The sequence below is a fragment of the Bradyrhizobium sediminis genome (assembly GCF_018736105.1).
Classification (GTDB): domain Bacteria; phylum Pseudomonadota; class Alphaproteobacteria; order Rhizobiales; family Xanthobacteraceae; genus Bradyrhizobium.
On sequence record NZ_CP076135.1, the window covers coordinates 3304814 to 3316481 of the forward strand.

Sequence of the window (11668 nt, forward strand, 5' to 3'; positions counted from 1 at the left end):
GACGATGGGTGTCGTTCTCGGCGCACTGGCGCCGGTTTTCCTGCTGATCGTGATGGGTTTCGGCCTGAAGCGAAGCCTGATGCGGCTGGAGACGCAATGGCACGGCCTCGAACGGCTGGTCTATTACGTGCTGTTCCCGGCCCTCTTGATCGAAACGGTAGCCAAGGCGGACCTCGCGACCGTGCCGGTCGCCGGCGTCGGCGGCGCGCTGCTGCTGTCGGCGCTGCTGATGTCGGGACTGTGCCTGGCCCTGCGGCCCTTGCTGGCCGCCAGGGGCATGGTCGACGGTCCGGCTTTCACCTCGATCTTTCAGGGTGCGACGCGCTGGCAGACCTATGTCGCGCTCGCGGTTGCCGGAAATCTCTACGGCAATCTCGGCCTTGCGCTGGCCTCGGTGGCGATGGTGGCGATCATCCCGCTGGTCAATGTGCTCAGCGTTACCGTGCTGGCGCACTATGCCTCGCCGGACAAGCAGTCGGTCCGTACCATCGCCATGACCGTGGTGCGCAATCCCCTGATCTGGGCCTGCGCGATCGGCCTTGCCATCAACCTGTCGCATCTGCCGCTGCCGCGCGTGTGGCACGAAGTCGCCAGCGCCCTCGGCAGTTCGTCGCTGGCGATCGGCCTGCTGGTCACCGGCGCCGGCCTGCACCTCGAAGGACTGTTCCGCCCCAGCGCCCCGGCGGCGCTGACCATCTTCCTCAAGCTGATCCTGATGCCGGCGGTCGCAGTCGCGCTGGCGTTGCTGTTCGGCGTCTCGGGGCCCAATCTCGTGGTCGTGGTGTGCTGCACCTCGGTGCCGACATCGTCGAGCGCCTACGTGCTGGCCCGCCAGATGGGCGGCGACGCGCCGCTATTGGCGCAGATCATCACGCTGCAGACCATCCTTGCGGCCATCACCATGCCGATCGCGATTGCGCTGGTGGCGTAGGCGAAGCCCTATCCGTACGCCGCCAGCCAGATGCTCTGCAGCGTCGCGGCGAGATTGTTGAGGCCGTGCACGACCACCGTCAGCCAGGTCGAACCGTTGCGATAGCGGAGCCAGCCGAGCAACAGCCCGATCGAAAATACTTCGGCGAAGAAGAACCAGTCGTATTGCAGGTGCAGCGCGGTCCATACCAGCGACGACAGCAGAATCGCGCCGGGAACCCCGAGAAACGATTCCGACCAGCCGCGGTAGAGAAAGCCGCGGGCGAAGAATTCCTCCGAGACCGGCGCGGCGACACAGAACGCGACGATCAGGAGCCATAGCGCGCCATCGGCGCGCGCCGACTTCAGCACGTCGACCATGAAACCCGGCGCGACTTCGCGGCCAAGCGCGCGCGACAGCAGGTCCCAGCCGACCACCAGCACGAACAGCGCGCCGACGCCGATTGCCAGATTGCCCCACGTGCTCCAGCGCAGCGCGAGGTATTCGGCAAAAGGCGTGCGCGATCGCCGGGTGGCGATCCACATCGCGCCGAGCGCGGCCGGCAGCCCCGTGATCACCGAGAGCGAGATGGTCAGGCCGCCGCTGAGCACATGGATAGCGGCGGCGATGTCGATCGGCCCCTCCCGCCGCAGCAGGAACCAGGCCACGACCGCGATCTGTCCCACGAACAGCGCGGCGAAGACGAACAGGCCCCACAGCGCGGTGCCCCAGAATTTCCAGATTCGTGGCGCGTGCCGGGCAGGCCTCACCGTGACCGGCGGAGCGGAGGGATCGAGAGAATCGATCATCAAGGCAACGCCCGCTCCAGCAACCTGCGGACATCGTCATTGGCGAGATCGACCGCGCCGTACATGCTGGCGTGGTTGCCGGCGAGCCGGGTCGCCGCGAACAATTCGGCATGGCGCGGCGACACCTTGTTGAGCGCTGCCGCCGCCGCCAGCAGCGCCAGTCTCTCCACCGCGAGCCTTGCGACGCGCTCGCCATCCGGACGGCGGAAGGCCTTCGCGATGAACGCGACCGCGTCGCCCGCGCCGGGCAGGCCCTTGGCCTCGTCGGCGAGCCCTTGCAGCACCGCCCCGGCCGCCTCGCCCTCGCGCGACAGCGCGCGCAACACGTCGAGGCACATCACATTGCCGGAACCTTCCCAGATCGCATTGACCGGCGACTCCCGATAATGCCGCGCCAGAATGCCCTCCTCGACATAACCGTTGCCGCCGAGGCACTCCATCGCCTCGTAGAGAAATCCCGGCGCGCATTTGCAGACCCAGTACTTGATGGCGGGTGTCAGCAGCCGCATATAGGCGGCTTCGCCCGGATCGTTTGGCGCCTGGTCGAAGGCGCGGCAGAGCCGCATCACCAGCGCGATCGACGCCTCGACGTGCAGCGCCATGTCCGACAGCACCGATTGCATCAGCGGCTGATCGGCGAGATGCTTCTGGAACACGCTGCGGTGACGGGCGTGATGCAGCGCATGCGCCAGTCCCGAGCGCATCAGGCCGGCGGACGCAATCGCGCAGTCCTGCCGGGTCAGCTGCACCATCTGGATGATGGTGCGGATCCCCTTGCCTTCGTCGCCGACCCGCGTCGCATGGGCGCCGGCGAATTCCACCTCGGAGGACGCATTGGAGCGGTTGCCGAGCTTGTCCTTCAGCCGCTGGAACTGGATCGCGTTGATCGAGCCGTCGGGCTTGAAGCGCGGCATGAAGAAGCAGGTCAGGCCTTCTTCCGCCTGCGCCAGCACCAGGAACGCGTCGCACATCGGCGCCGACATGAACCATTTGTGGCCGGTGATGCGATAGCCGTCGCCGCCGGGTTCCGCGCGGGTCATGTTGGAGCGAACGTCGGTGCCGCCCTGCTTCTCGGTCATGCCCATGCCGAGCGTCATGCCCCGCTTGGTCCACCACGGCGCGAAGGTCGGATCGTAAGCGCGGGTGCTGATCACCGGCATGGTCTTGGCGAGCAGATCCGGCTGCGCCGCCAGCGCCGCCACCGAGGCCCGCGTCATGGTGACCGGACAGAGATGGCCGGTCTCGACCTGCGCCGCGATGTAGAATTTTGCCGCGCGCACGACTTCCGACGCGCCGCCGGCCGGCCGGCCCTGCGCGTCCCAGGTCGAATTGTGCACGCCGCCGTGGGCGCTGCGCGCCATCAGCTCGTGATAGGCCGGATGAAACTCGACTTCGTCGCGGCGGTTGCCGCGGGAATCGAAGGTCCGCAGTTTCGGCGTGTTCTCGTTGGCGATGCGGCCCCGCTCCGCCATTGCGGCCGACCCCCAGTGCTGGCCGAATTCGGACAGTTCCTTCTCGGCCGAGGCCCCGCCATTGGCGGCGACCGCCTCGACCAGCGGCCGGTCCGCCGCGAACAGGTCGACATCGCAAAACGGCGGCGACTGGTTGAACACTTCATGGGTCGCAAAGGAAGGCTGGGTCATGGCATGCGTCCGGCTGCTTCTAATTGGCGAGACTTTATCTCAAACGCCCCGGGATCGGAAAATCATACGCGGGCCCGCCGGCGCCCGGCATTGAAAAATGCCACCACTCCTTCGAATAGTTCACAAACCCTTGCTTCGCCATCGCGGCTACCAGCGTGTTGCGCCAGCGGCGCTGATCCGGCGTGATCGAGCGCGCGGCGGTGTGCGACCTGGCGTCGGAGCAGTCGTAGCCGGTGCCCATGTCGACGCTGCCTTCCGGCGCGCGGGCGCTGGCGGCAGCGGTGCAGTCGGCATAGGCCCTGGCAGGATCAAAAGCGGCGGAATTGTCGGCCGCAAGATCCACCAGGGTGAGGTCGAGAGCTGCCCCGGTCGAATGCTGGGAGCGCTCGGCGATATAGCCGAGCCGGAACAGATCCTTCTTGGGAATGGCCGGGTTGTAGCGCCGCTCGGCCGGCGTCTCCCGGCCGTTCTGCGCCCACACCACCATATCGTGCGACGCCCGCGCCGGCCGGTAGCAATCCAGCATCTTCAGCGACAGATTTTGCTTCGCCAGCTCCTGCTGGACGCTTTTCAGCGCCAAACCGACCTGGCGCTTCACCACGCATTCGCCCGCCTCGTAGCCCGCCAGCCGCCGGCCGACGAAATTATTCGACCCGGCGTAGCGGATGTCCTGCAGGATGGAGGGATCGATGTCGCGCAGGAACACGAAACCGCCGGGCAAGGCCTGCGCTGCCGCCGCCGCCGGCCCGGCGGCCAAGGAACCAGCCAAGGAACCAGCCAAGCCAAAACCGGTTAACGCGATCGCCGCAATCAGCTTCAATTTTCGCATCCCATGCCTTCCCGCGCGCCGAACCCGGCGACATTGCGACAACCCTCTTTACCCTCCCCGCGGACAGATCGGGGGATAACTCGCAAGGCACCTATTCGCGCTTGCCCCGCGCGCCAACCCTGCCTATAGCTCTCGCTTTAATGACCCCTGCATCGAAATCGACCTTCGTCCTCGGTCACCGGCATCTGCTGGGAATCGAGGGCCTTTCCGCTGCCGACATTACCGGCCTGCTCGACCTTTCCGAGGAATATGTCGAGCTCAACCGCCAGGTCGACAAGAAGCGCACTTCGCTTCGCGGCCGCACCCAGATCAACCTGTTCTTCGAGGCCTCGACCCGCACCCAGTCCTCGTTCGAGATCGCCGGCAAACGGTTAGGGGCCGACGTCATGAACATGTCGGTGTCATCGTCCTCGATGCGCAAGGGTGAAACCCTGGTCGATACCGCCGTTACCCTCAACGCCATGCACCCGGACATCCTGGTGGTCCGGCACCATGCCTCCGGCGCGGTGGAACTGCTGGCGCGCAAGGTCGACGGCTCCGTGATCAATGCCGGCGACGGTGCCCATGAACACCCCACGCAAGCGCTGCTCGACGCGCTCACCATCCGCCGCAACAAGGGCCGGCTCGAAGGGCTGGTGGTCGCGATCTGCGGCGACGTCATGCATTCGCGGGTGGCGCGCTCCAATATCCTCCTGCTCAACATCATGGGCGCCCGGGTGCGCGTGGTCGCGCCCTCCACCCTGCTGCCGCGCGGCATCGAGCGGATGGGCGTCGAAGTCGCCCGCGACATGCGCGAGGGGCTGAACGGCGCCGACATCGTGATGATGCTGCGGCTGCAGCGCGAGCGCATGAACGGCTCGTTCGTGCCGTCGTCGGGCGAATATTTCCACTATTTCGGCCTCGACCAGAAGAAGCTGGCCTATGCCAAGCCCGACGCGCTGGTGATGCATCCGGGGCCGATGAACCGCGGCGTCGAAATCGACTCGATCGTGGCGGACGGCGCGCAATCGCTGATCCGTGAACAGGTGGAAATGGGAGTGGCGGTGCGGATGGCGGTGCTCGAAGCGCTCGCCCGCAACCTGCCGAACGCGTGACGCCATGCTGACCGACCGCCGCCCGATCCTGCTCGCCAATGCCCGCGTCGTCGATCCCTCCAGGGATTTCGACGGCCCCGGCGACGTCCTGATCGCCGACGGGGTGATCCGCGATTCCAGGCGCGGCATCGGCGCCGCCGGCGTGCCCGAAGGCACCGACATCATCAACTGCGCCGGCAAGATCATAGCCCCCGGGCTGATCGACATGCGCGCCTTCGTCGGCGAGCCCGGCGCCAGCCATCGCGAAACCTTTGCCTCCGCGAGCCAGGCGGCGGCGACCGGCGGCATCACCACCATCATCTGCCAGCCCGACACTTCCCCGGTGATCGACAATTCCGCGACGGTCGATTTTGTCTTGCGCCGCGCCCGCGACACCGCGATCGTCAACATCCACCCGATGGCGGCTTTGACCAAGGGCCTGGGCGGCGAAGAAATGACCGAGATCGGCCTGTTGAAGGCCGCCGGCGCCGTGGCGTTCACCGACGGCGACCGCAGCGTCACCAACGCGCAGGTGATGCGGCGCGCGCTGACCTATGCCCGCGACTTCGACGCGCTGATCGTGCACCACACCGAAGATCCCAACCTCGTCGGCGAAGGTGTCATGAATGAGGGCGAATTCGCCGCACGGCTCGGGCTGGTCGGCATCCCCAATGCCGCCGAGGCCGTGATGCTGGAGCGCGACATGCGCCTGGTCGCGCTGACCGGCGGGCGCTATCACGCGGCCTCGCTGAGCTGCATCGAGTCGCTGGAAATCCTCAAGCGCGCGCGCGATGCGGGCCTCGCGGTCTCCGCCTCGGTCTCGATCAATCACCTGACCCTGAACGAGAATGACATCGGTCCCTACCGGACATTTTTAAAGCTGTCGCCGCCGCTGCGCACCGAGGACGACCGCCTCGCGCTGGTCGCCGCCGTCGCCTCCGGCCTGATCGACGTCGTGATGTCCGACCACAATCCGCAGGACGTCGAGGTCAAGCGGCTGCCGTTTGCCGAGGCCGCCTATGGCGCCATCGGCCTGCAGACCATCCTGCCGGCGGCGTTGCGGCTGATCCACAATGGCGAGACCGATTTCAAGACCCTGATCCGCGCGATGTCGACGCGCCCGGCCGAACTGCTCGGGCTGCCCGGCGGAACGCTGCGGTCGGGCTCGCCGGCCGACGTGATCGTGATCGATGCCGACACGCCGTGGGTGCTCGATCCCGCCGATCTCAAATCGCAATGCAAGAACACGCCGTTCGACGAAGCCCGCTTCTCGGGCCGCGTGGTGCGCACCATCGTCGGCGGCCGGACGGTGTTTGAGCATGTCTAGAGCGTTCTCAAGCGGGTTACACGACATAGGGAGGCACAGCGATGTCACCTGAAGCATTTTTGTTGGTTGCCCTGATCATCGGTTATCTCTGCGGTTCGGTCCCGTTCGGGGTGATCCTGACAAAACTCGCCGGCACGCAGGACCTGCGCTCGATCGGCTCCGGCAGTATTGGCGCAACCAATGTGCTGCGCACGGGAAATAAGGGGCTCGCAGCCGCGACGTTGCTCGGCGACATGCTCAAGGGCACCGCCGCGGTACTGATTGCCCGCTACTTTTGGGGACCAAATGCGGCGATGGCCGCGGCCCTCGGTGCCTTCCTTGGGCACCTTTTCCCGGTGTGGCTCAAATTCAAGGGCGGCAAGGGCGTCGCCACCTATATCGGTGTGCTGCTTGGCTTGTTCTGGCAGGCGGCCGCCATGTTTGGCGTGATCTGGATCGCAACCGCCTATACCACCCGCTATTCGTCACTGTCGGCGCTGGTGGCAAGTTTCGTCACGCCAATAACCCTCTGGTGGTTCGGTCATTACAACCTTGCCTCGCTGTTCGCTGTGCTGACGTTACTGTTGTTCTATGCGCACCGCGAAAACATCAAGCGGTTGCAGGCGGGCACCGAGGGGCGCATCGGGGAGAAGTGAGGATCGTCATTCCCTGACGCGCCAATTAGCGGGTCTGAGGGCGCGCGCAAGCGCGAACCCGGAATTTCATTCCACAACCTCCAGATTCCGGGTCCACGCGAAGACGCGTGTCCCGGAATGACGGTATCCTTCAACCTCGCCTCAGCGCCTCTTCCACGAATCGCGCCGCCTCCAGCGCTCCTGAATCGTTGCCGAACCGCGAGATCGCCTGCACGCCGACCGGCAATCCGCCGTCGGCGACATACGCCGGAATATTGACGCAGGGCACGCCCATCAGCGTCCACAGCCGGTTGAAGCGGGGATCGCCGGTCGAGGCCAATCCCTTCGGCGCAGCACCCGGCGCCGAGAAAGTCAGCAGCACGTCGACATCGTCGAAGAGTTGCGCCAGCGCCTTGCGGGCGCGGTTCGCAACCCTGCGCGCCGCGTCGTAGTCGGCGGGCAACAGGCCTGCGGTTTCGTCGAGCCTGGCGCGCAGCAGCGGCGGCATGGCGTCGCGATGCGTGCGGTATTCCCAGGCCAGCGCGTGATGCGCCTCGTATTCCTGCAAGGTCGGATGAATTCGCCACGCCTCGGCGACGATGTCGGGCAAGGCCAGTTCGCGGACGGTGGCCCCGGCGCGTTCCGCCGCCCGCGTTGCGATCCGCAGCGCCTCGCCGCCCACCGGCTCCGGCGCGCCGGCGAAATTCTGCGTCACCACGCCGATGCGCGGTGCCACGATCGTCGCATTCGGCATCAATTCGGGCCGGTTGGTCATGGCGGAAAGGCCATGCGCGAGGTCTTTGACCCCAGCCGCGAACAGCCCGACCGTATCCAGCGTCCACGAATAATATTTCACGCCGATGGTCGGCAGCATCCGGAACGACGGCTTGATGGCGGCCACCCCGCAGAACGCGGCCGGCCGGATCACCGAGCCGCCGGTCTGCGTTCCCAGCGCCAGCGGAATCATGCCGGCCGCGACCGCCGCCGCCGAACCCGAGGACGAGCCGCCCGGCGTATGACCATGGTTGCGCGGATTGAGCGTCGCGGTCGGGTCGACGAATGCGAAGGCCGTCGTTGTGGTCTTGCCGGCAATGGTCGCCCCCGCCCGCTTCAGCATCATCACCACGGGCGCATCCGCGCGCGGTCGATAACCGCGGTAGATCGATGACCCCATCTCGGTCGGAAACTCCGAGGTCTCGATGATGTCCTTGATCCCGACCGCGATGCCGCGCAGCGGGCCGGAATTGGCTGCGCGGGGATCTTCGGGGCGGCAGACGAAGGCGCCGATGGTCTTGTCCTGCGCGTCGACGGCCTCGACCGACTGCGCGATGGCCGCATCGGACGAGAGCTCGCCGGCTTCGATGCGGCGTTGGAGGTCGGCGAGCGAGATCATGGGCGCGGTTTCCTGTGAAAGAGCGCACCGCTTTTACGGAGTGGGCCGGGATCGGGCAAGGATGTCCGGTCATTCCGGGGCGATGCGAAGCGTCGAACCCGGAATCTCGAGATTCCCCGATGTGCAATTGCACATCTGAGGTCTGGTGCTAACGCACCATCCCGGAATGACGGGGGAGCAAATCAGGTTGATCACACCTTCCGGTTGGGCGAAGCTGCTCCGGCAGGACGACATGGACACCAAGACCTCAACCACGACCCACCTCACCGACGCCGAGCGGATCGACCGGCTGCGGCTGATCCGCAGTGACAATGTCGGTCCCCGCACCTTCCGCTCCCTGCTCCATCATTTCGGCAATGCGCGCACCGCGCTGGAGCGGCTGCCCGAGCTGGCGCGGCGTGGCGGTGCGGCGCGTCCGGGCCGGATCTGCAGCGAGGACGATGCGCGCGCCGAACTCGCCGCCAGCCAAAGGATCGGCGTCAGCCTGCTCGCGCCCGATGAGGCCGGCTATCCGCCGCGGCTCGCCACCCTCGACGATGCGCCGCCTCTGCTCGGTGTGCGCGGCGCGCCCGATGTGCTGATGCGGCCGATGATCGCCGTGGTCGGTTCGCGCAATGCTTCCGGCGCCGGGCTGAAGTTCGCCGGCACGCTTTCGCGGGATCTCAGCGAGGCCGGGTTCGTCATCGTGTCGGGACTGGCGCGCGGCATCGACCAGGCAGCGCATCGCGCCAGTATCGAGGGCGGCACCGTGGCGGTGCTGGCCGGCGGTCATGACCGGATCTATCCGCCCGAGCACGAAGACCTGCTGGCTGCGATACTCGACTCCGGCGGGGCTGCGATTTCGGAAATGCCGCTGGGGCATGTGCCGCGCGCCCGCGATTTTCCAAGGCGCAACCGGCTGATCTCGGGGGCAGCACTTGGCGTTGTCGTCGTCGAAGCCGCGCTTCGCTCGGGATCTCTGATCACGGCAAGGATCGCCGCCGAACAGGGCCGCGAGGTTTTCGCGGTGCCGGGCTCGCCGCTCGATCCGCGCGCCGCCGGCACCAACGATCTGATCAAGCAGGGTGCGACGCTGACCACGGAAGCCTCCGACGTCATCAGTGCGGTCGAGCCGATCATGGGACGGCCGCTCGATTTGCGCGAACCCGACGATGAGCCACTGGATGTCGAGGCCGATGCAGGCGACCGCGCGCGCATCACCACCCTGCTCGGGCCGACGCCGGTGCTGCTCGACGATCTGATCCGGATGGCCGGTGTCTCGCCGGCCGTGGTGCGCGCCGTGCTGCTCGAACTCGAACTCGCCGGCCGGCTGGAACGCCACGGCGGCGGGCTGGTGTCGTTGATCTAAGAAGGAACCGCGTGTGCCACAGCATGCACGTAGCTAGTACCAGGCACCCTGTACGCCCGCCATCATGGCGACGAGCGACACCAACAGGCCGATCCCGCAAAACAATGCGATCGTAACCAGCGGGCTATTGTCGGGCTTCCTGGTGGCCGGAAATGACGCGCGAAACGCTTTCGGCATGTCAGGCTCTCCAAATATCAGGGGTCAAAGCTCCCAGCTTTCGGAAATATCTGCCCAACGGCGATGAAGGTTCAGTGCGCTTATTGCCGCATCCGGCAGGAACGAGAGGCGTGGATGGCCGGGAGGTCCAGCGCGAAGACGCACTCCGCCCGGCCATGACCGAAGCCCGTTAACCGCGATAGATCGGCGCCCCCGCCGGCGCTCCCGATGTGCCGCCGTCGACGAATATCTCGGCGCCATTGACGTTCGAGGCATCGTCGGAAGCGAGGAACAGCACTGTCTTGGCAACTTCCTCGGCTTCGCCAAGCCGTCCCAGCGGAATGCTGCGCGAGATGCGTTTGTCGAGCACGGCGAACGCTTCGGCGGTGGGAGCCGCACCGTTCCAGATCGGGGTTTTCGCAGCCCCCGGCGAAACCACGTTGACCCTGATCCCGCGCGGCGCAAGTTCCGACGCCATCACCCGCCCCATCGCGCGCACGCCGGCCTTGCTGGCGGCATAGGCGGCATAGCCGGGATTGCCGAGCACCGCGATCACCGAACTGTTCAATATGACCGACGCGCCGTCATTGAGATACGGCGCGGCAGCCTGCACGGTGAAGAATACCGAAGTGATATTGGTCCGGAGCACCGATTCAAAGGCGACGAGCGCTGTGCCCCCGATCGGCGTGCTGCCGGCAATGCCGGCGTTGGCGAACACGATATCGAGCTTGCCGAAGGTCTTGACCGCCTGCTCGATCGCCTGCTCGGTCGCCGCGATGTCGGTGGCGTCGGCGACCACGGCGAGCGCGTTCGGCCCCAGCCCTTCTGCCGCCGCCTGCAGCGTCGCCTGGTTTCGGCCGGTTATGACGACCCGCGCGCCCTCCGCCGCGAACAGCCGCGCGGTCGCAAGGCCGATGCCGCTGTTGCCGCCGGTAATCAACGCCGTCTTGTTCTTCAGTCGCACGCCGTCCTCCAGTGGTTGCATTATTAAACCATGTTGCCATCTAGGGCATTTGGTTTCATAATGCAACCACAAAGTACCGTGATCGGGAGACCGACTGCCGGAGGACGATCGTGAAGCGAACGAGTCTTGAAAAGGCCGACTGCCCGATCGCGCGATCGCTGGATTCGCTCGGCGACTGGTGGTCGCTTCTGATTATCCGCGACGCCTTTTTGGGTATCCGCCGCTTCAGCGAATTCCAGAAGAACATTGGCTTGGCCAAAAACATCCTGACGGTGCGGCTGCGCGCCTTGGTGGAGCACGGCATCCTGGCCACGGCGCCCGCCTCCGACGGCAGCGCCTACCAGGAATATGTGCTGACGCCGAAGGGACGCGGGGTGTTTCCGGTGCTGGTCGCGCTGCGCCAGTGGAGCGAGGAGTTCTCCGGCGAGCCGCAAGGGTTCGCCACCCTGCTGGTCGATCGCGACAAGGGCCGCCCGGTACGCAAGCTGGAGCTACGCGCCGATGACGGCCGGTTGCTTGGCCAAGGCGATACCGCACTGAAGCCAAATCCCAGAGCCAGCCGACGCCGGCGCGTTCCGGCCTGAGCGCTCGCGGCGGCTGCA

12 protein-coding genes are annotated in these 11668 nt (G+C 66.3%); 6 read left to right on the forward strand and 6 right to left on the reverse strand.

The window, feature by feature from the left end; genetic code table 11:
* Positions 1-4 precede the first annotated feature (4 nt).
* Positions 5-931 carry an AEC family transporter gene (locus tag KMZ68_RS15835; RefSeq protein ID WP_215612184.1) on the forward strand — a complete coding sequence of 309 codons (927 nt, stop codon included), beginning with the start codon at positions 5-7 and terminating at the stop codon, positions 929-931.
* 8 nt (positions 932-939) lie between these two features.
* Here KMZ68_RS15835 and KMZ68_RS15840 read toward each other — a convergent pair whose 3' ends face one another.
* From KMZ68_RS15840 to KMZ68_RS15850, 3 genes are read right to left on the reverse strand one after another with little or no spacing between them, the layout of a single operon-like run.
* Positions 940-1719, reverse strand: a complete 780-nt coding sequence (locus KMZ68_RS15840; RefSeq protein WP_215612185.1) for a CPBP family intramembrane glutamic endopeptidase — start codon at positions 1717-1719, stop codon at positions 940-942.
* Entirely contained in the window at positions 1719-3362 is a 1644-nt protein-coding gene (locus tag KMZ68_RS15845; RefSeq protein ID WP_215612186.1) for an acyl-CoA dehydrogenase family protein, read from the reverse strand. The genes KMZ68_RS15840 and KMZ68_RS15845 overlap by 1 nt, the downstream gene beginning before the upstream one ends.
* A 34-nt stretch (positions 3363-3396) precedes the next feature.
* Complete coding sequence (locus KMZ68_RS15850) at positions 3397-4191, reverse strand: M15 family metallopeptidase (protein ID WP_215612187.1); 795 nt, start codon at positions 4189-4191, stop codon at positions 3397-3399.
* Between the two features lie 140 nt (positions 4192-4331).
* On the opposite strand from KMZ68_RS15850, the gene KMZ68_RS15855 reads away from it, so the two are divergent.
* Genes KMZ68_RS15855 through plsY form a run of 3 tightly spaced genes read left to right on the forward strand, consistent with a single transcriptional unit; the run spans position 4332 to position 7226 of the window.
* The gene (locus KMZ68_RS15855) at positions 4332-5285 is read left to right on the forward strand and encodes an aspartate carbamoyltransferase catalytic subunit (RefSeq protein WP_215606344.1); all 954 of its coding nucleotides are present in this window, start codon (positions 4332-4334) and stop codon (positions 5283-5285) included.
* 4 nt (positions 5286-5289) lie between these two features.
* The gene (locus KMZ68_RS15860; protein ID WP_215612188.1) at positions 5290-6591 is read left to right on the forward strand and encodes a dihydroorotase; all 1302 of its coding nucleotides are present in this window, start codon (positions 5290-5292) and stop codon (positions 6589-6591) included.
* 41 nt (positions 6592-6632) lie between these two features.
* Positions 6633-7226 carry a glycerol-3-phosphate 1-O-acyltransferase PlsY gene (gene plsY, locus KMZ68_RS15865; protein ID WP_215612189.1) on the forward strand — a complete coding sequence of 198 codons (594 nt, stop codon included), beginning with the start codon at positions 6633-6635 and terminating at the stop codon, positions 7224-7226.
* Between the two features lie 130 nt (positions 7227-7356).
* Here plsY and KMZ68_RS15870 read toward each other — a convergent pair whose 3' ends face one another.
* Positions 7357-8598, reverse strand: coding sequence for an amidase (locus KMZ68_RS15870; protein ID WP_215612190.1), 1242 nt, complete (start codon positions 8596-8598; stop codon positions 7357-7359).
* Positions 8599-8830: 232 nt separating this feature from the next.
* Here KMZ68_RS15870 and dprA point away from each other — a divergent pair, with 232 nt between their 5' ends.
* Entirely contained in the window at positions 8831-9946 is a 1116-nt protein-coding gene (dprA, locus tag KMZ68_RS15875; protein WP_215616360.1) for a DNA-processing protein DprA, read from the forward strand.
* A gap of 33 nt (positions 9947-9979) precedes the next feature.
* Here the strand turns inward: dprA and KMZ68_RS15880 are convergent, their stop codons facing one another.
* Positions 9980-10123, reverse strand: a complete 144-nt coding sequence (locus KMZ68_RS15880) for a hypothetical protein (protein ID WP_215612191.1) — start codon at positions 10121-10123, stop codon at positions 9980-9982.
* A 169-nt stretch (positions 10124-10292) separates the two neighbouring features.
* Complete coding sequence (locus KMZ68_RS15885; RefSeq protein WP_215612192.1) at positions 10293-11066, reverse strand: SDR family NAD(P)-dependent oxidoreductase; 774 nt, start codon at positions 11064-11066, stop codon at positions 10293-10295.
* A gap of 107 nt (positions 11067-11173) precedes the next feature.
* Here KMZ68_RS15885 and KMZ68_RS15890 point away from each other — a divergent pair, with 107 nt between their 5' ends.
* Positions 11174-11650, forward strand: coding sequence for a winged helix-turn-helix transcriptional regulator (locus KMZ68_RS15890; protein ID WP_215616361.1), 477 nt, complete (start codon positions 11174-11176; stop codon positions 11648-11650).
* Positions 11651-11668: the final 18 nt, after the last annotated feature.

Excerpts from the sequence above, each read along its gene's own strand:
- KMZ68_RS15855 (WP_215606344.1), top strand. The coding sequence starts at position 4,332 with ATGACCCCTGCATCGAAATCGACCTTCGTCCTCGGTCACCGGCATCTG.
- plsY (WP_215612189.1), top strand. The coding sequence starts at position 6,633 with ATGTCACCTGAAGCATTTTTGTTGGTTGCCCTGATCATCGGTTATCTC.
- KMZ68_RS15840 (WP_215612185.1), bottom strand. The coding sequence starts at position 1,719 with ATGATCGATTCTCTCGATCCCTCCGCTCCGCCGGTCACGGTGAGGCCT.
- KMZ68_RS15845 (WP_215612186.1), bottom strand. The coding sequence starts at position 3,362 with ATGACCCAGCCTTCCTTTGCGACCCATGAAGTGTTCAACCAGTCGCCG.
- KMZ68_RS15870 (WP_215612190.1), bottom strand. The coding sequence starts at position 8,598 with ATGATCTCGCTCGCCGACCTCCAACGCCGCATCGAAGCCGGCGAGCTC.
- KMZ68_RS15880 (WP_215612191.1), bottom strand. The coding sequence starts at position 10,123 with ATGCCGAAAGCGTTTCGCGCGTCATTTCCGGCCACCAGGAAGCCCGAC.
- KMZ68_RS15850 (WP_215612187.1), bottom strand. The coding sequence starts at position 4,191 with ATGCGAAAATTGAAGCTGATTGCGGCGATCGCGTTAACCGGTTTTGGC.
- dprA (WP_215616360.1), top strand. The coding sequence starts at position 8,831 with ATGGACACCAAGACCTCAACCACGACCCACCTCACCGACGCCGAGCGG.
- KMZ68_RS15860 (WP_215612188.1), top strand. The coding sequence starts at position 5,290 with ATGCTGACCGACCGCCGCCCGATCCTGCTCGCCAATGCCCGCGTCGTC.
- KMZ68_RS15835 (WP_215612184.1), top strand. The coding sequence starts at position 5 with ATGGGTGTCGTTCTCGGCGCACTGGCGCCGGTTTTCCTGCTGATCGTG.